Source organism: Myxococcus qinghaiensis (assembly GCF_024198215.1).
GTDB classification, from domain to species: domain Bacteria; phylum Myxococcota; class Myxococcia; order Myxococcales; family Myxococcaceae; genus Myxococcus; species Myxococcus qinghaiensis.
The window spans coordinates 149,402-167,736 of record NZ_JAKCFA010000011.1 but is presented as its reverse complement, the minus strand read 5'-3'; the positions used below and the strand labels follow the sequence as shown (position 1 = coordinate 167,736).

The following is an 18,335-nucleotide window of genomic DNA, read 5'->3' as shown; positions in this document are numbered from 1 at the left end:
CACGGGGAGGTGTTCTCCCCGTCGGCCCTGGGCCGCGCGCGAGAAGACCACCGTCCCGCGCGTGTCCCTCCGCCTCGACTACTCGCCCTCTTCGACGGTGAGCTGGTACGAGTCCTGGAAGTTGGCCTCGCGGTTCTTCGCGTCACGCACCTCGAAGATGTAGACGCCGGGCTCCGCGCTGAAGCGGATGCTCTCTGGCTGGTCTCCCTTGGCGCGGTCCGCCGTCTGCACCAGCGACAGCTTCCCGTCCGGCTGCACGCGGTGCAGGTACAGGCCCACGTCCACCTTCAGGATGCCCAGCAGCGTCGCCCTGAGCGGCGTGCGCACCGGCCGGTCCGACAGGTCCACCCGGTAGTAGTCCGTGTCCTTCACCGGGAACACCGTGCCGCGCACCGCCTTGCCCAACGTCAGCTCCTGCGCGCGCTCCACCGTGTTGTTCGGCTCGCGCTCCTCGCCGCCGTTGTCCGGCACCGTGGTGACGGTGATTCGGTAGGGCTGCTCCGCGTTCTCGAAGTCCTTCACCCACTTGCCCTCCACCTTGCGCGACGCGCCCTCCACGCGGAAGTAGCAGGCGCCGGTGCACGAGACGTTGTTGAGGCGCTCGGGCTCCTTCACTGCGCCGTCATTGGCTCGCAGGAGCACCGTCTCCTGCTGCCCGTCACCCTGCGGCGGCTCCACCATGGACAGCACCAGGTCCAGGCGCTCCACGCCGGACAGCTCCACCTTCGCCAGCACCGGCTCCGTCGTGCGCAGCACGAAGTGGTCCACGTCACCCTTGGGCGCCAGGAACCCCTCGCGGTACCCGCCGGCCGTCAGCGGCGTGGCCTTGTACAGCTCGTCATTGGGCTCCAGCTCCGCGTTCGCCCCGGCCTCCTCCTGCGTCACGGTGAGCGTGTACGGCGTGCCCGCGTTGAACGTGCGGCGCGCTTCCTTGCCCGCCCCCGTCCAGCCGCCCTTCACCACCACGTAGACCACCCGGTCCGTCGCGCGCACTCCGATGTTGCGCAGCGTCAGGGCCTCGCCCTCCTTGCCACGCAGCGAGAACAGGGGCGCCTCGGCCGCGGACAGCACGGAGACTTCCGGCCGCACGCCCTCCACCGCCGACAGGTCGATCTTCAGCGCCACCGAGGGAGGCTCGGGCGGAGGCGCCGCCACTCCCGCGTCCGTCACCTGCGCCACGCCCGTCTCCGGGACAGGCGCGGCGGGAGGCTCACCCCCACCGAACGTGCCGGTGGGGGAGGGGGGCGTCTCCAACGGAGCCGCGCCCTCCTCGGGCGTCCCGGTGGCCGCGCCGCTCTCCGAGCCAGGCACGGGGCTCGGAGGAGGCGGCGTCGCTCCCTCCGCGGGTGCTTCACCCGGAGCCGAGGCTCCCTGGGGCGCCGTGCCCCCGGCACCCGAGTCCGCGTCGTTGCCCGCGGGCGCGCTCGTGGGCGCGGCGGTCTCCGGCAGCTCCACCCGGTACCAGTCCTCGTCGCCCGCGTGTCCCAGGAACGCCGTCACCGTCTGGCCCAGGGGGAGCGCAATCGCGTCCACCGCCCTGTCGTTGGGCTCATGCTCCTCGCCGTCGTTCGCGGCGCGCATCTTCACGGTGAGGGTGTAGGCCCCGCCCACGCCCTTGCGCGCGGGGGCCACGCGCAGCCAGCGCTCGCCCTCCACGTAGAGGTTCGGGAAGCGCTCCGGCTTGCCATCGCCCTCGCTGTTGATGGCGGCCAGCCGGTTGCGGTCCCGGTCATAGACCTCCAGGGTGATGTCTCCGCCGGGCAACCCGGACACGGTGACGTCCGCCACGCGGGGGGCAGGGGGCGCGAGCCGATACCAGTCCTCGTCCGCCTTGTTCGGCTGGGCCGCCAGGTCCGCCGTCACGACGCTGTCCCGCGTCAGCTCCAGGGCCTGCTCGGGCCGCTCGTTGGGCTCCTGCTCCGTGAGAGCGGAAGGCCCCGTCTCCACGGGCCCCGCGTCGGGCACCTCGCTCGGCTTGTCGTCCTTGCAGGCGACCAGCGTCGCGGCCAGCACACAGACCCACCCCCAGCGTCGCATCACGTTTTCTCTCCGCATCGGGCCGCATCACTTCCTCGCGGCGTCCGGGTGTCAAGCACCCCAACACCCGGGCCCGTGCTTTCATCCGTGTAGCAAGGTGGACCTCTGGCCTCCCTCGGCACGGCCTTCCTGGCCAGGGACTGGAGCCACCCGCGTGGAGCGATCCAAGATGGGGCCATGAGCCGCCTCCCCCTCGCCCTGCTGCTGCTCTCCACCGCCGCTCCCGCCGCGTCCACGGCCCCGCCGGGGTATGCCCAGGCCTCCGACTACCTGGAGCGCGAGCGTCAGCCCGAGCGTTACTCGCCCCTCCACCTGCTCGACGGCCGCGACACCACCGCGTGGTGCGCCACCGGTGCCACCCCGGCCCCCGTCACCATCGGCTTCAAGGACGTCGTCACCATCGACGAGGTGCGCGTCTACACGGGCGATGGGACGGACAAGGCCGCGTACAAGGCCCACGCCCGCGCGAAGAAGCTCACCCTCACCAGCGTGGACTCCGCCAAGAGCCTCAAGGTGGAGGACAAGCGCGGCCTCCAGGCGGTCCCCATCAGCCCCTCCCTCACGGGCAACCGCTTCACGCTGGAGGTGGCCGAGCGCTTCCCCGGCGCCGACGAGGGCGCCCCGGTCTGCGTCACCGACCTGATCTTCTACTCGGGAGGCAAGGCGCTCAACGGCACGTGGCTGGCGCCCCGCCTGCGCTACGACGCGCGGCTGGCGCCCCTGCTGGGGACGTGGTTCAGCGGCATGGCCGGCGCCCCGGAGCGCTTCCTGTCCATCTTCGTCGACGGGACGTACCGCTTCACCCACGAGCCGCTGGAGGATGGTGAGCCGAGCACCGTGACGGGCAGCTATGCCCTGTCCGGTTCCCGACTCACGCTGGAGGTGCCAGGGCGAGGAAAGGTGACGGTGCGCCTCCAGAAGGCCGCCCCGGAAGGGGCCACCTCGGCTGGAGCCACGCTGGAACTCGACGGCGCGGTGGCCGAGGAGTGGGGCCGCGCCTTCCGCGGCCAACCCTGAACCGGAGGCGACTGTCCGGCTGGCCGTCTAGAGGGCGGCCGCCTTCTTCTTGCCACCGAAGTGGCGGAAGAACGCGATGATCTCCTCGACGGCGACCTTCACGCTGGTGGCATCCTTGAACTCGGATTCCAGGAAGATGCCGCCGCAGGACTCGCAGGTGTCGTAGGTCAGTGGATGCTGGCGGTCGCCACCATTCACGCGAACGAGGTCGACCTGGCACTCGGGGCAGTGGCCGGTCAACGCCTCTGCATCTACCTTACCGCCCTGGCTCTCCAGCCCGGTGAGGTTGTTGTGGAGGAGGACCCGGTTCAGGTCCGCGACGTCAATCCACAGTCCGCCGCAATCTCCACACTTTCGCAACGTCTGGTCATCCCCCTCGAGATCAACCATCTCGACGTTGCAGCTGGGGCAATCCATGGCGCGGGTCAATCTCCTTCAATGGGGGACATGCGTCCCCAGTGGTTCGGAGAATGATAGGTCGTGCGAAATTTGGGATGCAACCCAGGTTGCCGCTTCTGTTGGCAACGCGCCGTCTGGGGTCGTCCGGCCCCGTGGCCCTCAATCCCTCAGGCCTTCGCTTTCACGCGCCGGATGTCCGCTCCCAGGGCGCGCAGCTTGCGCTCCAGCCGCTCGTAGCCCCGGTCCAGGTGGTAGACGCGGCTGACGTCCGTGCGCCCCTCGGCGCGCAGGCCCGCCAGGATGAGCGAAGCGCTCGCCCGCAGGTCCGTGGCCATGACAGGCGCTCCACTGAGAGTCTTCACACCCTTCACCACCGCGGTGTGCCCCTGGATGGTGATGTCCGCCCCCAGACGGTGCAGCTCCGGGACGTGCATGAAGCGGTTCTCGAAGATGTTTTCGCTGATGACGGATGTCCCATGGCTCACACACATGAGCGCCATGAGCTGTGCCTGCATGTCGGTGGGAAACCCAGGGTGCTCGGTGGTGGTGATGTTCACCGAGTGGAGGGTGCGAGGGGCCTTGCAGCGCAGGCCGCCGGCCTCGGCGGTGAGGGTGCACCCCGCCTCGCGCAGCTTGTCGATGACGGCGTCCAGGTGCTCGGGGACGGCGTGTTTCACCAGCACGTTGCCGCCGGAGATGGCGGCCGCCACCAGCAGGGTGCCCGCCTCGATGCGGTCCGGGAGGATGGCGTGGTCGACGGGCGTGAGGCCCTCCACGCCTTCGACGGTGATGATGGAGGTGCCGGCGCCTTCAATCCGGGCGCCCATCTTGTTGAGCACCCGGGCCAGCTCCTCGATTTCGGGCTCGCGCGCGCAGTTCTCCATCACCGTGCGGCCCTTGGCCAGCACGGCCGCCATCAGCACGTTCTCCGTGCCGGTGACGGTGATGACGTCGAAGTTGACGGTGCCGCCCTTGAGCTGCTTCGCCCGGGCCTCCACGTAGCCTTCCGTCAGGTGGATGTCCGCGCCCAGGGCCTTGAGGCCCTTGAGGTGCTGGTCGATGGGGCGCGCGCCGATGGCGCACCCGCCGGGCATGGACACCCGCGCGCGGCCGAAGCGCGCGACGAGCGGGCCCAGCACCAGCACGCTGGCGCGCATCGTCTTCACCAAATCGTACGGGGCCTCCGGGGTGATGGCCCCGTTGACGCCCACCTCGCACACGTCCTTCTTGCGCGCGGTGAGCCGCTCCGCGTCGCAGCCCATGGTGCGCAGCACCTTGAGCATGGTGGCCACGTCGGCCAGGTCCGGCACGTTGCGGAAGGTGGAGGTGCCATCCGCCAGCAGCGCGGAGGCGAGGATGGGCAGCGCCGCGTTCTTCGCGCCCGAGACGACGACTTCGCCGTGCAGCTCGGCGCCGCCCTTCATGACAATCTTGTCCATGCTGTTTCCGGCCCTCAGCCCTGTGGCCCGCTGGCCGCGGGCTGTGTCCCAAATGCCATGCGCTCCCGCCGCTCCAGGTCCTTCTCCACGCGCGCGTCCTCGTAACCGGCCGCGCGCAGCAGCTCCAGGACAGCGGGGCCCTGCGTCTCTCCCATCTCCAATGCAAGGAGGCCGCCAGGCTCCAGCCACTTGCGCGCCTCCGTCACCACCCGTCGGAGGGCGACCAGCCCGTCCTTCCCCCCGTCGAGCGCCAGCTTGGGCTCGCGCCGCACCTCCGCGGACAGGCCGGGAATCTCGTCCGAGGCGATGTAGGGCGGATTGGAGACGACGACGTGGAAGCTCGCGTCGGCGGGCAGGGGGGAGAACAGGTCTCCCTGGAGCACCGTCACCCGCTCGGAGACCTTCAGCGTCTCCGCGTTCTCCCTCGCCAGGGCGCACGCGTCCGAGGACAGGTCCGTGGCCGTCACGGCGAGCTGGGGGCGCTCGGCGGCGAGGCTGATGGCGATGCAGCCGGAGCCCGTGCAGACATCGAGCACGCGCGCGGGCGCATCCTTGGGCAGGACACCCAGGGCCGCCGCGACGAGCAGCTCCGTCTCCGGCCGGGGGATGAGCACGCGGGCGTCCACCTTGAAGGCGCGGTTGTAGAACTCGCGCGTTCCGGTGAGGTACTGCGTGGGCTCGCCCGCCAAGCGCCGCTCAATCAGCGCGCGGAAGGTGGTGAGTTCCTCCTTGGACAGGGGGCGGTCCAGGTCCACGTACAGCCGCACGCGCCCCGTCTTCAGCACGTGCGACAGGAGGATCTCCGCCGTGAGTCGCGGCGCATCCACCTGCCGCTTCTCGAAGTGCTGCGTCGTCCAGGTGAGGACCTTGCGGATGGTCCAGGGCTCGCTGCTCATGCTTCGGACTGGGGCCTCGGGCCGCCCATCTGAGCCTTGAGCGCCTCCGCCTGATAGTAGGTGCGGCAGGCGGTGATGATGTCCTCGATGTCGCCCATCATCACGGCGGGCAGGTTGTGCACCGTCAAGCCGATGCGGTGGTCCGTCAGCCGGTCCTGCGGGAAGTTGTAGGTGCGGATCTTCTCGCTGCGGTCGCCGGTGCCCACCTGCGAGCGGCGCGTGGAGTCGCGCTCGGCGCGGATGCGCTCCTGCTCCATCTCGTAGAGCTTCGCGCGCAGCATGCGCAGGGCCATGTTGTAGTTCTTCAGCTGGCTCTTCTCCTGCTGGCACTTCACCACGATGCCCGTGGGGCGGTGGGTGAGGCGCACCGCGGAGTCCGTCGTGTTGACGCTCTGCCCGCCCGCGCCGGTGGAGCGCATCGCCTGTCGGTCGATGTCCGCCTCGTTGAGCTTCACGTCCACTTCCTCGGCCTCGGGCATGACGGCCACGGTGATGGTGGAGGTGTGGATGCGGCCCTGCGTCTCCGTCGCGGGCACGCGCTGGACGCGGTGCACGCCGGACTCGTACTTCAGGTTGCTGAAGACGGCGTCGCCGGACAGCGTCACGGTGGCGTCCTTCACCCCGCCCGCGTTGCCCGCGCTCATGTCGATGATGTCCGCCTTCCAGCCCCGCTGATCCGCGTACCGGAGGTACATCTGCATGACCTCCTCCGCGAACAGCGCCGCCTCGTCGCCGCCCGCGCCCGCGCGGATCTCCAGGATGACGTTCTTCTCGTCATTCGGGTCCTTGGGCAGCAGGAGCAGCTTGAGCGAGCTCTCCAGGGTGTCGCGCTGCTCCTTCAGGCCGGGGAGGGCCTCGCGCGCATAGCTCTTCTCGTCGGCGCTGCCGGCGTCGAGCCAGACCTCCACCTCCTTGAGGTCGGCGAGGACCTGGCGGTACGTGCGGAACGTGTCCACCAGCTTCTCCAGGCCCGCACGCTCCTTGGAGACCTTCTGGAGCCTCGCCGAGTCGGCGAGGACGTCGGGGTTCGAGAGGTCCGCGGTGAGGCGTTCGAACCGGCGCTCGACGTCTTCAAGTTTGTCAATCATCGTCGTTCCAGGGGGTATTGCCCCTTTGTCCGGCTGCTGGCAAGGGAGGACGGAGTCAAGAAATTCCTTGGCCGCTCGGGCGGTAGCATGAAAGAAGGGCCGCCCTCACCGCCGGATCCACTTGGCGGTCGGTCTCACATCACCACACGGAGTCCTTCCACATGCCCGCCCAGAAGGGAAATCGTTCCAAGAAGAAGGTCGCCAACCGTGCCAAGGGCCGTAAGGCCCAGCTGAAGCGCCGCCGCAGCCGCGCCAAGAAGGGCCAGTCCAACAACAAGGTCTGACGCTCCGGTTACTCCCTCCCGCCAGTCGCGGGGGAGGGAGACGGCCTTGCCCACGGTTCCAGCTCGGGGAGCATCCGCTCCACCCCGGAGGAGCTGTTTGCCAGCAGGCGCAGCACCTCCTCGGCCGCCTCCCCGGTGACGGGCACGGGCTGGAAGGGGAGCTCCGGGAAGCGGTCCGTGCGCAGCGGCAACACCTCGCTGGAGAGGTAGCCCCCCGGACCGAAGCGGCCCTTCCACAGGGCGCCCCGCTTGTCGCGCGGGTTCCAGTTGCCTCCAAAGACGAAGTTGCCCAGCGAGTAGACAACGGGCGCCCCCCGGTGCAGCTCCATCGCCTGGAGCACGTGGGGGTGGCTGCCCAGCACACCCGCGGCTCCCGCGTCGATGGCGGCGTGGGCCAGCCTCACCTGGTAGGGCTCCGGTACGTAGGTGCCCTCGCGGCCCCAGTGGAAGAAGGGCAGCACCACGTCCGCCTGGTGCTTCGCGGCGAGGATGTCCTCGCGCAGCATGCGCTCCATGACGTCCACGTCGGAGAAGTGGCCGGCGACCCCCGGTGTCGTCTCCGTGGCGTAGACCTCCGGGGGCTCGATGTTGCGCTCGCCCAGGAAGAAGTACCCCAGCAGGGCGACCTTCACGCCGCCCACGGTGATGACGGCGGGGCGGCGCGCCTCGGCGAGCGTCCTGCCCGCGCCGAAGTAGGGGATTCGGGCGGCCTCCAGCGTCACCAGCGTGTCCACCAGCCCCTGGGGCCCGTAGTCCATGAGGTGGTTGTTGGCCAGGCTGACCACGTCCACGCCGCCTGAGAGGAGCGCGCCCACCAGCTCCGGCCGGGCGCGGAAGTTGAAGTTCTTGGCCAGCTTCTCGCCGCCCTCGGTGAAGGGGCACTCCAGGTTGACGACGAAGAGGTCGGCCGCGTCGCCCAGGGCCCGGACCTCCTTGAAGCCGTAGGCGAGCATCTCCTCGCGGGAGCGGCCCTTGGCCACCTGGTCGTCGAAGTACTTCTGGTGGTTGTGGCCCAGCGTCACGTCCCCGCCGACGACGAGGGTGATGGGGCGGACGGGCGTCCCGGCGTCCAGGGGGCCCGCCAGCGCGCCGGGCGCTTCAGGGCTTTCGGGAGGGCCGCCGTCCTCTGGAGAACGGGCCTCCAAGGAGGGGGCTGGCGAGGGGGTGGGAGCCTCCGGCACGGGGGCGGGGCGGGGATGACAGGCGGAGAACAGGAGGAGCAGGAGGGCGGCGTGGCGCATGGACGGAGGGAAACTCTACCTTGCACCCTTCGTTGCGCGACGCGTAGATTGCCCGGCGCTCTCATGGCCCGGGAAAAGGACAACATCGCGCTCTCCGACGAGCACAACACTCGCGGAATCGAGCTGGCGGACCGGGGTTGGCTGGACGAGGCCATCAAGGAGTTCAAGAAGGCCATCGATCTGGACCCGAGCTCGGCGCACGCGCACGACAACCTGGCGACCGTCTACGCGGAGAAGAAGCTCTTCCGCGAGGCGCTCACCGAGTACCTCACCGCCCTGAAGCTGGAGCCGGAGAGCGCCACGGCGCACTACAACCTGGCCTGCTTCCTCTCCACGCACGCCGGGGAGATGGCGGTGGAGGAGTACAAGGAGGCCATCGAGTTGGATCCGGAGTACCCGGACGCGCACCTCAACCTGGGCCTCACGTACGCGGACCAGGGCCGGGTGGAAGAGGCGATGCGCGAGCTGCAGGCGGCCATCGAGCTGGACCCTCAGGACGCGTTCCCCCGGCACGAGCTGGCGGCGCTGATGATGGACGAGGGCGACTACCGCTCGGCGATTACGTTGTTGAAGGACGTGGTGCGGCTGGAGCCGGACAACTTCGAGGCGCAGCTGGATTTGGGCATCTGCTACGCGCAGAAGGGCTTCTACGCGGAGGCCGAGCGCGCGTACGAGCGGGCTCGCGCGCTGAACGCGGAGGACCTGCTGCTCAACTACAACCTGTCGGCGCTGTACGCCCTCTGGGGCCGGCCGAAGGACGCGGTGCAGTACCTGAAGGCGGCGCTCACGGCGGACCGTCAGAAGGTGATGGGGTGGCTGTCCACGGACCCCATGTTCGACGCGCTCAAGGGCGACGCCGACTTCGACGCCTTGTTCTGAGTCATGGGAATGGAATGGGTGTTCCTGGGGCTGGCGATCCTCCTGGTCTTCGCCAACGGCTTCTTCGTGGCGACCGAGTTCGCCATCGTGAAGATTCGCGCCACGCGCCTGCAGTCGCTCGTGGACGAGGGCACGCCGGGCGCCGCGCAGGCGCTGCGGATGGTGGAGAAGCTGGACGCGTACCTGTCCGCCACGCAGTTCGGAATCACGCTGGCCTCGCTGGGCCTGGGCTGGTTGGGTGAGCCCGCCTTCGCCAAGCTCCTGGAGCCGGTGCTGACGAAGCTGGTGCCCGAGGGCGCGAGCCCCACGCTGGCCCACACCGTGTCGGTGGTCATCGGCTTCAGCATCATCACCTTCCTGCACATCGTCCTGGGGGAGCTGGCGCCCAAGAGCCTGGCGATTCAGCGCGCGGAGGCGACCTCGCTGGCCGTGGCGCTGCCGATGCGGGCGTTCTACTTCCTCTTCTATCCGGCCATCGTCCTGCTCAACGGGCTGGCGGCGTGGGTGCTGCGCGTCTTCGGCCTCCACTCGGTGGGAGAGGCGCACGAGGCGCACAGCGAGGACGAACTGCGCGTCATCCTGCACAGCTCCGCGCAGGCGGGGGCGATCACGACGGCGCGCGCGGAGCTTTTGGAGCGCGCGCTGGAGATGGCGCAGAAGACGGCGCGGCAGGTGATGGTGCCGCGAAACCAGGTGAAGTTCCTGGACGTGGAGGAGCCGCTGGAGAAGTGCATCTCCGACGCGCGCGCCGCGGGGCACACGTGGCTGCCGGTGTGCCGGGGCAACCTGGACGAGGTGGAGGGCCTGGTGAACGCCAAGGACCTCTTCTTCCTCCTGTCGCGCGGCGAGCTGCGCAGCCTGGCGCAGGTGCAGCGGCCCGTGCTCTTCATCCCGGAGAACGCGACGCTGGAGCAGCTGCTCGCGGAGTTCCGCCGCCGGCGCCGTCAGACGGCCCTCGTGGTGGACGAGCACGGCGGCACGTCGGGCCTGGTCACGATTGCGGACGTGGTGGCCGAAGTCGTCGGCGACGTGGCGGAGCTGGGCCGGCGGGTGGACGAGGTCCGCTCGCTACCGGGCGGGCGCTTCGAGCTTCCCGGCACGGCGCAGCTGGATGACCTGGAGGAGCGGCTCGACGTCAGCTTCGACCTGGATGAGGACGAAGAGGGCGAGGTGACGACCATCGCCGGCTTCCTGATGACGAAGCTGGGGCGCGTCCCGGAGAAGGGGGACTCGCTGCGGCTGGATATGTGGCGAATCCTCGTCGAGGAGGTGGACGGGCCTCGCGTCGTCCGCGTGACGGTGGAGCCGCAGTCCCGCGCCGCCCCTCGCTCGCCCTCGGAGACGCCGTCGTCGTCGGGCCCGGGAGAGCCGCAGCAGGGCACCCCGGGCGAGACACCCCCCGCCTCGTCGGGCGGAGAGTCCGCGTAGCGTTCAGTCCCGGGCTCAGGGCGCCGAGGGCGCCTTCGGGTCGGCCGCGGCCTTCTTCGCGGGCCGCTTCTCCTTGCCGGAGGACTTGGCCTGCACGGGCTGGGGACGCTCCACCTTGAGCAGCTCCAGATCCGTGCCCTCGGCGGTGGCCAGCTTGAGGATGCCCACGCCCGGGGCGAACCAGATGTGGCTCTCCATGGAGCGGCCCTCGGAGCCGGGGCGGCTGGCGCGCGCGGTGACGATGTTCTTCACCTTCAGCGCCTTGAACGTGCCAGCCGCCACCGTGACTTCCTCCTCACCCACGACGGTCGACTCCTTGTCGAACGTGGTGGCGATGATGGGCCGGATGCCGTTCGTCTTGCCCACGGGGGGCTGGAGCTTCACCGACAGGCTGTTCTTCCACGTGCCGCCGGGCACCATGCTCGTCAGCGCGGGAACCGCCATGCCTTCCGAACTCACGACCTGCACATCCATGCCGGACGCGGACAGGAGCGTGCCCTCCAGGCCGCCCAGGCCCGTGCTCATGCCCGCGGCGGTGCAGGTGGCCTCCGTCTCGCCCTGGCGGCCCTTGAGCTTCACGGCGACCTTGCCGCGCAGCCCCTCGGGAGTGGGCATCACGTCGTGGGTGCTCAGCACCATCTCCGACGACCTGCCCGCCCGGTAGGTGAGCGTCAGCCCTTCTTCCAGCGGGAAATACGGGTGGGGGCAGGCGGCCGGGGCTTGAACCGCCTGCGTGTCAGACCGGGGTGTTACCTCCGGCGTAGGGGACGCTCCCAGAAGGAGCGTCAGGGCAAGAAAGGGCTGGTACGTACGCAACCTCCAGAAAAGTCAATGGGAAGGTAGGGTGGGGCGGCCAGGGTGCAAGTCCAAGAGAGGACCCTCCTGTCAGACTCCCGCCCATTTGAAGGGCAAGCAGCCGAACGTATGGCCACGCGTGGCATGGTCACGCTTGATCGCCTGGATGGCGGCTGGTACTCCTGCTGATCGTTCCGAGGCCGATTTTTCGGCCTCGCGCTCACTTTTCACCTCGGACCTCGCGCCTCATCCAGGAGCCCGCTGGCATGCGTATCAAGCGGTTGGACATCACCGGCTTCAAGTCGTTCATGGAGCGCAGCGTCTTCACCTTCGACGAAGGCGTCACCGGCATCGTCGGCCCGAACGGCTGTGGAAAGTCCAACGTCGTGGACGCCATCCGCTGGGTGATGGGTGAGCAGAGCGCGAAGAACCTCCGTGGCCGGGGCATGGAGGACGTCATCTTCAACGGCTCGGAGAACAAGCCGCCCCTGTCCATGGCCGAGGTGTCGCTCACCTTCCTGGTGGATGACACGGACCAGCTGTCGCCCCAGTACCAGGGCTACTCGGAGATCACCGTCACGCGGCGCCTGTTCCGCAACGGGGACTCGGAGTACCTCATCAACAAGACGCTGTGCCGGCTCCTGGATATCACCGAGCTGTTCCTGGGCACGGGCGTGGGCACCAAGGCCTACTCCATCATCGAGCAGGGCCGCGTGGGCCTCATCGTCTCCAGCAAGCCGGAGGACCGGCGCCACCTGCTGGAGGAGGCCGCGGGCGTCACCAAGTACAAGGCCCGCCGCAAGGCCGCCGAGCGGAAGATGGAGGCCACCGAGGCCAACCTCCTGCGCGTGACGGACATCACCAGCGAGCTGGAGAAGCGGCTGGACGCGCTGTCCCGCCAGGCGAAGAAGGCGGAGAAGTACAAGAAGCTCAAGCAGCGCATGCGGGACATCGACCTGCACGCGGCCAGCCACCGCCACCTGGAGCTCCTGGCGGAGAAGCAGGTCCTCCAGTCGCGCCTGCAGAACCTGGGCTCCGAGGAGCGCGAGAGCCTGGACCGGGTGAAGGAGCTGGAGGAGGCCATCACCCGGCGCCGCGCGGAGCTGGACGCGGAGGCCGCCGCCCTCCAGACGCTGGCCGCGGAGGTGCACGCGCTCGAAAGCTCCGTGCAGCGCGACACGCAGGAGCTGGCGTACGGCCGCCGTGACTTCGACGAGACGAACGCCCGCGTGACGCAGGCCCGGGCGGAGCTGGACGGGCTGCTCGCGCGGCAGGCGGAGATGTCCGACGCCATGGCCGCCCGCGAGGCGGAGCTGTCCGGCATCGCCGGCTCGTGGAAGGAGGACGAGGTCGCGATGCAGGTGGCGCAGGAGGAGCTGCGCCGCGTCAACCACCTCCAGACGGAGGTCGCCCTGCGGCTGGAGCAGGAGCGCGCCGGGCTGGTGGCGGTGGCCACCCGGCTGGCCAACCATGAGAGCAACCTGGTCAACCTGGCCCGTCAGCGCACGGACCTGGAGGCGCGCCGGGCCAAGCTCCAGGCGGAGCTGGACGGGCTGCGCGCGCAGGAGACGGAGCTGGAGTCGGTGCGCGGCGACGTGGCGAAGCGGGTGGAGGACACCCGGCACCTCGCCGCGGAGCTGGCCGAGCGCAAGGGGCAGGAGGAGGAGGCCCTCACCCGCACCCGGGCGACCTTCACGGAGAACGAAATCCAGGTCATCGCGCTGCGCGAGGAGCTGAGCGACAAGCGCAGCCGCCTGTCGTCCCTGGAGGACATCCAGAAGAACTACGACGGGTTCGACCGGGGCGTGCGCGCCGTCATGATGCGCGCCGGCACCGTGGCCCGGGAGCAGGGCATCTTCGGCCTCGTGGCGGACGTGCTCACCGTCACCCCGCGCTACGAGCGCGCGGTGGAGGCGGCCCTGGGTGAGCGGCTCCAGCACGTCATCGTGGAGAGCCGCGACAAGGGCGTGGAGCTGGTGGAGTACCTCAAGGGCCACGCGGAGGGCCGAGGCAGCTTCCTGCCCGTGCCCGCGCTGGACATGCTGCAGCCCGCGCTGGAGCCGGACTTCGAGCGCCCGGGAGTGATGGCCCACGCGCTGCGCGAGGTGACGTGCGAGGAGGCCCTGGCGCCCGTGGTGCGGATGCTGCTGGGCGACGTGGTCATCGTCCAGGACCTGGCGTCGGCGCGCGCGTACTCGGAGGCCGGTGGCCCGCCGTGCACGCTCGTCACGCAGGAGGGCGAGGTCTTCCGCGCGGACGGGACGATTGTCGGCGGTGAGCGCGAGGGCGCGGCGGTGGGCGCGCTCCAGAAGAAGCGCGAAATCGCGGAGCTGGCCACCGAGGTGGCCCGGGTGGAGGAGCGCTACAACGAAATCCTCACCCGGCACTACACGCTCCAGAAGCAGATGGGGCACACCGAGGGCGTCCTCAAGGGGCTGGCCAAGAACCAGCACGTCGAGGAGGTGAACCTCGCGAGCCAGGAGAAGGACCTGCACAAGGCGGGTGAGGACCTGGCGAAGGTGCGCGAGCGGCTGCGGGCGCAGGAGCTGGAGGCCGGGCAGCTCGGCCAGAGCCACATGGCGCTGGCGAACGAGGAGGAGACGAGCCGGGGCGAGGTGGCCCACGGCCAGACGGACCGCGAGGGACGCGAGGAGCGCGTCCGGCAGCTCGTCTCCGAGCAGGAGTCCCTGCGCCAGCGCTCCGAGACGGCCAACGGTGAGCTGACGGGCCTGCGCATCAAGGTCGCCGCCGGCAGCGAGCGCGGCGAGTCCGCGCGCAAGGAGCTCGACAGCCTGGTGACGCAGCGCCGGGAGATGGAGACGCGGGTGGCGCGCCTCCAGGCGACGCTGGCCGAGGGTGGCTCGCGCACCGAGGAGCTGGCGCGGCGCACGGCGGAGACGGAAGCGGGGCTGGCCCAGCGCGTGGAAGAGCACCGCGTGGCCGCGGAGGGCCTGGAGGGGCGGCGCGCGGCGCACGCCACGGCCTCCACGGAGGTGCGGGAGCAGGACGCCCAGTTCCGCGAGCTGCGCGGCCGGGTGGAGGAGCTGATGCAGGGGCTGTCGCAGATTTCGCTGCGCGAGCGCGAGATTGCCCTGGAGCTGGAGCACCTGTCGGCGGGCATCCGCGAGCGGCACCAGGTGGACCTGGCGCTGGAGCTGCACCGCTACCACCTGTTGCCTTCGCTGGCCCCGGAGACGGAGGCCGAGCTGAAGGACTTGCGCGCCCAGGTGGAGAAGATGGGGGAGATCAACCTCACCGCCATCGACGAGCACGCGGAGCTGTCCAAGCGCTTCGACTTCCTCATCGCGCAGAAGAAGGACCTCCAGTCCTCCATGGAGCAGCTGCGCGAGGCGATTACGCGCATCGACGCCACCAGCCGCGAGCGCTTCAAGCAGACCTTCGACGTGGTGAACGAGAAGTTCCAGGCCATCTTCCCCCGCCTGTTCGGCGGCGGGCGGGCCAGCCTGGTCCTCACCAACGACGGCCCCAACGGGGAGCCGGGCGTGGAGATTGTCGCCCAGCCGCCGGGCAAGAAGCTCCAGAGCGTCAACCTGCTCTCCGGTGGCGAGAAGGCCCTCACCGCCGTGGCGCTCATCTTCGGCATCTTCCTCATCAAGCCCACGCCCTTCTGCCTCCTGGACGAGGTCGACGCGCCGCTGGATGAGGGCAACGTGGGTCGCTACAACGACATGGTGAAGGAGATGAGCAGCCAGTCGCAGTTCATCCTCATCACCCACAACAAGCGGACCATGGAGGTCTCCAACACCCTCTACGGTGTCACCATGGAGGAGCCGGGCATCTCCAAGCTCGTCAGCGTGCGCATCAGCGAGGCCAGCGCCGCCAACGACGACAAGGTCAGCGCGTAGTCGTCCTCACGACGCCAAGAAACACAGAAGGCGCGGGTCCCGGAGTTCGGGTCCCGCGCCTTCGTGTATTTCAGGCCCGTCGCGTAACGACGACTACTTCTTCTTCGGCTTCGCGTCCCCGTAGCTGACCTTGGGGCAGAGGCCAGGGGCCGACTGGGCCTCCGAGGAGGCCTTGGTCAGGTCTTCCTTGGTGGCATCCAGGGCCGCCTTGCTGGCGGTCTCCACGGGAGCCCAACCCTCGGCGTCGGTGGCCTTCAACTCCTGGACGAGCGTCAGGGACGCCTGGTCCACGGACTGCTGGGCCTCCAGGGCCTTCACCACGCCCTGCGCGGCCTCGACGTAGGCCTTGCACTTGCTGGTCATCTCCTGCACCAGCCCGGTGTTCTTCGTCGCGTTGTACTTCTTGACGACGCCGTCGTAGCTGAGCGCGGTGTTCACGCGGTCACCCACGGCGATGGCCGCGTCCGCGGCGCGCTGGTTGCGGATGAGCTCGAGCTGGAAGAAGCGCAGGTTGGGGGGCAGCGTGCTGGAGGCCTCACTGCCGCCGGAGTTGAAGTGCACGAAGCGGTGCGGGTACGTGAGCTTGTCGGACGTGGCCTTCGCCGGCACGGCGGCGAGCTTCGTCTTCAGGCACGCGGCGAGCTGGTCACCCTCGGTGCTGCCGGACGGCTCGAACACCACTTCGGAGAGGGGCTGGCCCTTGACGAGCGTCACGCGCGCCGTCAGGACTGGCGGCGTGGAGTCCTTGGCGTTGGCGTAGCAGTCGCACCAGCCCGGCTGCGCCAGGCGGATGGCGCCGGAGTAGTCCGAGCCCTCGTTGATGCCGAACTTCACGCTGGAGCTGCTGGTGGTGTCGTGCTCGAACGTGGAGGTGGACTCCAGCGGCTGGGCGCCCTTCGCCAGGGGCTGCGGCTTGACGAGCTTGTCCACCACGGCCTGGATGCACTGCTGGCCTTCGGGGGTGAGGTTCTCACCCGTGACGGCGTGCGTGGCGCTCGCGTCCGTCACGGTGGTCTTCACCGTCACGACCGTCTTCTCGGCGGCGCCACGGCTGGTGGGGGCCACCAGACACTCCATGACCTCCGGGCGGGTCGTGAGCATCGCGCCCACCACCACGGCCTGGTTGGACGGCGGCAGCGTCAGCTCGCGCGGGAAGCAGGTGGCCACATCGAAGGCGGGCTGGTTGCCAATGCGCACGCGCTCCTCGGTGGTCTGTGGCTTGGCGGCCGTGTCGGCGTTCTCGGCGGGCTTCTGCTGACCGGCGCAGGCGGCGGTGAAGACGACGGAGGCTACGACGAGACGACGCAACATGCGGTTGTTCTCCCTGGGGTGGAACTGCGAGGGGGTTTTCACTTCTCCAGGCCCTCGGCGTTCTTGAGGTCCTTGAGACGAAGCCCGTTCTTCTTGAGCAGGCGGTAGAGGCTCTGCATGGACAGCCCGGTGCGCTGCTCGGCGGCCTTCATGTCGAAGCCCACCGTGCGCATCACCTCGGCGAAGTACAGGCGCTCGAAGTCGGCCAGCACCCGGTCCTTCGCCTCGTGGTACGGCATGCCGGTGACGAGCGTGGCCACGTGGGTGCCGGGCGGCTGGCCCTCCGGGCGGCGCGACGGCTGGGCGAGGAAGTCCAGCCAGCTGGTGTTGCCCGTCTCCTCCATCAGCGCGCCGCGCTCCAGCACGTTGCGCAGCTCGCGCACGTTGCCCGGCCAGTCATAGCCCTCGAAGAGCGCGAGCGTCTGGGGCGTCAGCGTCACGCTGGCGCGCAAGGTCTGCGACAGGGCCTGCGCCAGCGAGGGCAGGTCCTCGCGGCGGGTGCGCAGGGGCGGCAGGCGCACCCGCGCGACGGCCAGGCGGAAGTACAGGTCCGCGCGGAAGCGGCCCTGGCGCACGTCCTCCTCCAGGTTGCGGTGCGTGGAGGCGATGACGCGCACGTCCACCGGCACCGGCTGGCCGTCCAGCGAGGGCACCTCGCGCGCGTCCAGCACGCGCAACAGCTTGCCCTGCACCATCAGCGGCAGCTCGCCCACTTCATCCAGGAAGAGGGTGCCTCCCCGGGCGGCCTCGAAGACGCCGCGCGCCTCCTTGTCCTCCGGGTCGCTCGCGCGCAGGCCGCCGAACAGCTCCCGCTCCGCCTTCTCCTCGGAGATGAGGTTGCAGTCGACCACCTTGAAGGGGCCGTGACGCCGCGACGAGTGCTGGTGCACCGCGCGCGCCGCCAGCTCCTTGCCGGTGCCCGTCTCGCCTTCGATGAGCAGGCTCATGTCCTCGCGGGCCACGCGCCGCAGCTCCGTGAAGACCCAGCGCATCTTCTCCGAGGAGCCCACCAGCGCGCCGAAGGACTCGGCCCCCGCCAGCTCCACCTCGGTGGGCTTCGCCGCCACCTTCACGGCCAGCTTCGTCTTGCCGAGCTCCACCTTGTCGCCGCGCCCCAGGTACGCCTGGAGCACCTGACGCCCGTCGAGGAAGGTTCCGTTGCGGCTGCCGGTGTCGCGCAAGAGAAGCCCGCGCGGCGTGCGCTCGACCTCCAGGTGGCGGCGGCTCACCGTGGTGTCCGTCAACACCAGGTCACTCGCGGGGTCCGAGCCCACCCGCACCAGGCCATCCTGGGTGGTCACCTTCTTTCCCTTGTCGGGGCCGGACACCACCTCCACGGTCCACTCGTGAATGGGGATGCGGGTGGTGCGGCCTTCCTCTTTGTCCGTCTGGGTGGTCTGGGTGACCTCGGGCCTGGGTTCCATCATGGGTCCTCTTTAGGTGCGAGGGGACCGGGCGGGCAAGCCCGACGCACCATCTGCTCGCACCCCATCCGATGGGGGCAACGAGAGTGGAAGATTCTTCCTGGATGGCTGTTGCACGCGAGCCTCCCTCGGAAGAAGAAAAACCCCGAGCGCGGGGCCCGGAGCCGGGGAGACAGCGGTGAGTGGTTGGCGGGTTCTCGGCGGTGCACATGCACGTGACCCCAGTACGCC

The 18,335-nt window shown here is 69.6% G+C and carries 14 protein-coding genes; 5 read left to right on the top strand and 9 right to left on the bottom strand.

The genetic code is table 11. The features are described from left to right. Positions 1–78: 78 nt before the first annotated feature. On the bottom strand, positions 79–2,037 hold the full coding sequence (locus LZ199_RS22055) for an ABC transporter substrate-binding protein (protein WP_253995830.1): 1,959 nt from the start codon (positions 2,035–2,037) through the stop codon (positions 79–81). Between the two features lie 177 nt (positions 2,038–2,214). Here LZ199_RS22055 and LZ199_RS22050 point away from each other — a divergent pair, with 177 nt between their 5' ends. Continuing rightward, positions 2,215–3,054, top strand: a complete 840-nt coding sequence (locus LZ199_RS22050; protein ID WP_253995710.1) for a discoidin domain-containing protein — start codon at positions 2,215–2,217, stop codon at positions 3,052–3,054. A 27-nt stretch (positions 3,055–3,081) separates the two neighbouring features. Here LZ199_RS22050 and LZ199_RS22045 read toward each other — a convergent pair whose 3' ends face one another. The 4 genes from LZ199_RS22045 to prfA form a co-directional block, all read right to left on the bottom strand. Further along, positions 3,082–3,471 (bottom strand): zf-TFIIB domain-containing protein, encoded by a 390-nt coding sequence (locus tag LZ199_RS22045; RefSeq protein WP_253995709.1) that lies wholly within the window; start codon positions 3,469–3,471, stop codon positions 3,082–3,084. A 149-nt stretch (positions 3,472–3,620) separates the two neighbouring features. Further along, the gene (gene murA, locus LZ199_RS22040; protein WP_253995708.1) at positions 3,621–4,892 is read right to left on the bottom strand and encodes a UDP-N-acetylglucosamine 1-carboxyvinyltransferase; all 1,272 of its coding nucleotides are present in this window, start codon (positions 4,890–4,892) and stop codon (positions 3,621–3,623) included. 14 nt (positions 4,893–4,906) lie between these two features. Further along, a complete protein-coding gene (gene prmC / locus LZ199_RS22035; protein ID WP_253995707.1) occupies positions 4,907–5,788 on the bottom strand; it encodes a peptide chain release factor N(5)-glutamine methyltransferase in 882 nt (293 codons plus the stop codon). Then, positions 5,785–6,876, bottom strand: coding sequence for a peptide chain release factor 1 (gene prfA / locus LZ199_RS22030; RefSeq protein WP_253995706.1), 1,092 nt, complete (start codon positions 6,874–6,876; stop codon positions 5,785–5,787). Before prfA ends, prmC begins: the two co-directional genes overlap by 4 nt. A 161-nt stretch (positions 6,877–7,037) precedes the next feature. Here prfA and LZ199_RS46185 point away from each other — a divergent pair, with 161 nt between their 5' ends. Beyond that, on the top strand, positions 7,038–7,160 hold the full coding sequence (locus LZ199_RS46185) for a hypothetical protein (protein ID WP_013941470.1): 123 nt from the start codon (positions 7,038–7,040) through the stop codon (positions 7,158–7,160). Positions 7,161–7,168: 8 nt separating this feature from the next. Here LZ199_RS46185 and LZ199_RS22025 read toward each other — a convergent pair whose 3' ends face one another. Next, a complete protein-coding gene (locus tag LZ199_RS22025; protein ID WP_253995705.1) occupies positions 7,169–8,401 on the bottom strand; it encodes a CapA family protein in 1,233 nt (410 codons plus the stop codon). Between the two features lie 63 nt (positions 8,402–8,464). Here LZ199_RS22025 and LZ199_RS22020 point away from each other — a divergent pair, with 63 nt between their 5' ends. Together LZ199_RS22020 and LZ199_RS22015 are read left to right on the top strand one after the other, a co-directional pair. Continuing rightward, positions 8,465–9,280, top strand: a complete 816-nt coding sequence (locus LZ199_RS22020) for a tetratricopeptide repeat protein (protein WP_141644800.1) — start codon at positions 8,465–8,467, stop codon at positions 9,278–9,280. 3 nt (positions 9,281–9,283) lie between these two features. Further along, positions 9,284–10,708, top strand: coding sequence for a hemolysin family protein (locus tag LZ199_RS22015; protein ID WP_253995704.1), 1,425 nt, complete (start codon positions 9,284–9,286; stop codon positions 10,706–10,708). A 15-nt stretch (positions 10,709–10,723) separates the two neighbouring features. On the opposite strand, the gene LZ199_RS22010 is transcribed toward LZ199_RS22015, so the two are convergent. Then, on the bottom strand, positions 10,724–11,347 hold the full coding sequence (locus LZ199_RS22010) for a TapB family protein (protein WP_253995703.1): 624 nt from the start codon (positions 11,345–11,347) through the stop codon (positions 10,724–10,726). A gap of 422 nt (positions 11,348–11,769) precedes the next feature. Between LZ199_RS22010 and smc the strand changes: the two genes are divergently transcribed. Then, complete coding sequence (smc, locus tag LZ199_RS22005) at positions 11,770–15,369, top strand: chromosome segregation protein SMC (protein WP_253995702.1); 3,600 nt, start codon at positions 11,770–11,772, stop codon at positions 15,367–15,369. 93 nt (positions 15,370–15,462) lie between these two features. Here smc and LZ199_RS22000 read toward each other — a convergent pair whose 3' ends face one another. Continuing rightward, positions 15,463–16,680 carry a hypothetical protein gene (locus tag LZ199_RS22000; protein WP_253995701.1) on the bottom strand — a complete coding sequence of 406 codons (1,218 nt, stop codon included), beginning with the start codon at positions 16,678–16,680 and terminating at the stop codon, positions 15,463–15,465. Between the two features lie 38 nt (positions 16,681–16,718). Then, positions 16,719–18,104, bottom strand: coding sequence for a sigma 54-dependent Fis family transcriptional regulator (locus LZ199_RS21995; protein ID WP_141644829.1), 1,386 nt, complete (start codon positions 18,102–18,104; stop codon positions 16,719–16,721). Positions 18,105–18,335 lie beyond the last annotated feature (231 nt).